Origin of the sequence: Pseudomonas sp. TMW22090 (assembly GCF_022496665.1) — a bacterium.
Classification (GTDB): Bacteria; Pseudomonadota; Gammaproteobacteria; order Pseudomonadales; family Pseudomonadaceae; genus Aquipseudomonas; species Aquipseudomonas gregormendelii.
Genome location: NZ_SCFH01000026.1, coordinates 1 through 1,360, shown reverse-complemented (window position 1 = coordinate 1,360; position 1,360 = coordinate 1). Strand labels below are relative to the sequence as shown.

The following is a 1,360-nucleotide window of genomic DNA, read 5'->3' as shown; positions in this document are numbered from 1 at the left end:
GGGTTTAATGAGATGGTCAGCCTGACCGAGAAGCCCTGCAGGTTTACGCTTGCAGGGCTTTTCTCGTTTTCGGCGGAGGATCTCTCATGAATACGATGACGCTTCTCGGTATCGACATTGGCAAACACAGTTTCCACCTGCATGGCCAGGATGCCAAAGGTCATCAGGTATTGCGCAAGAAAACCAACCGCGGCCAATTGCTCAGCACATTGGCGCAGGTACCGTCCTGTACGGTGGTAATGGAGTCCTGCGGCGGCGCCCATTGGCTGGCTCGACAGATTGGTGCATTGGGCCACGAGGTGAAGCTGATCGCCCCGCAGTACGTCAAACCATTCGTCAAAGGCAACAAAAACGACTTCATTGATGCCGAAGCGATTTGCGAGGCGGCGAGCCGCCCCGCGATGCGCTTCTGCTCGATCAAAACCGCAGAGCAACAAACGCTTTCAGCCCTGCATCGTGTCCGTAAATCTTTGATTGGCCAGCGAACCGTCGCGACTAACCAGATTCATGGCTTTCTGCTGGAGTTCGGGATCAGCCTGCCTATAGGTGCCGCTGCGTTGCACCGCGTGCCGACGCTGTTGGACGACCCGCAGCACCCGGTTCCGTTGCGCCTAAAGGGCGTAGTGATGCGTCTCCATCATCAAATTCAACAGCTGAATGATGAAATCAAGGACATCGAGTCCGATCTGAAGCAGCAGCTGAAAGAAGACGATGCCGGGAGTCGTTTGCAGAGTATTCCTGGCATCGGCCCGATCACCGCCAGCGCGGTATTGGCGGATGTGGGCGATGCGTCGAACTATCGAAGTGGACGCGATTTTGCCGCTTCGCTAGGGCTGGTGCCGAGGCAGTATTCGACGGGCGGAAAAACAGTACTACTGGGGATCAGCAAGCGCGGCGACAAGCACATCCGCCAACTGCTGGTGCAGGGCGCGCGATCCATCATGCAGCATATCGATAAGCGGGAAGACGCCTTGGGGCCCTGGGTTCGAGAGCTGCTGACGCGTCGCCACTCCAATGTTGTCGCGTGCGCGCTGGCGAACAAACTGGCGCGCATCGTGTGGGCGGTACTGGCCAAAGGCGGCCAGTACGACCCACATCCGAACGCTTGAACAGCTTTACCACCGGCTTTTGCGACGTCACTGACTGATGACAGTAAACGGCAAACGGCCCGACTGAGAACCTGGCATAAAAACCAGCTTTAGAGGCTGAGGGTTTTTTCAGGACAGTCGGGAGCGGCTACTCATCGAGGGCCGAGCGTTGTTACAGCAACGCTCACAACGAGCCCGGATACATTAGCGCAAGCCAGCTTTACCGAAAACAGCCCATGAGGTTGCAGGAGATGGGCTGACCATACATTTTT

1 protein-coding gene is annotated in these 1,360 nt (G+C 56.8%); it reads left to right on the top strand.

What is annotated here, in order from left to right:
* Nucleotides 1-86 precede the first annotated feature (86 nt).
* The gene (locus EQV97_RS28820) at nt 87-1,109 is read left to right on the top strand and encodes an IS110 family transposase (RefSeq protein WP_240890572.1); all 1,023 of its coding nucleotides are present in this window, start codon (nt 87-89) and stop codon (nt 1,107-1,109) included.
* Nucleotides 1,110-1,360: the final 251 nt, after the last annotated feature.

Coding starts and splice junctions, on each gene's coding strand:
- EQV97_RS28820 (WP_240890572.1), top strand. CDS start 87: ATGAATACGATGACGCTTCTCGGTATCGACATTGGCAAACACAGTTTC.